1 protein-coding gene is annotated in these 257 nt (G+C 36.2%); it reads right to left on the minus strand.

What is annotated here, in order from left to right:
• A partial coding sequence (locus QMG30_RS24920; RefSeq protein ID WP_281819935.1) for an acyl carrier protein occupies window positions 1–246 on the minus strand: 246 nt, incomplete at its 3' end.
• Window positions 247–257 lie beyond the last annotated feature (11 nt).

The following is a 257-nucleotide window of genomic DNA, read 5'->3' on the forward strand; positions in this document are numbered from 1 at the left end:
TTCTTTTCTTCCAAGGAGATATGAACTCTGTATGCCTGTTAATGGGAATGGCTGGTTCACGTGTTCTTCGTCTGTTGTCCACTTCTTGTATTTTCTTGTGATTTCTTTTCCTTGGTTGTCTCTTATTGCCTCACTGATTTTTTTGATTGTCTTTCCTTCAAATATTGTTCTGAATTCTATCTCCACTTGGAATCTTTCTTCTATTTTTGCTACCATCTGCATTATTTTTATGGAGTTTCCGCCTATCTCAAAGAAAC

It is taken from the genome of Vallitalea longa, assembly GCF_027923465.1.
Classification (GTDB): domain Bacteria; phylum Bacillota; class Clostridia; order Lachnospirales; family Vallitaleaceae; genus Vallitalea; species Vallitalea longa.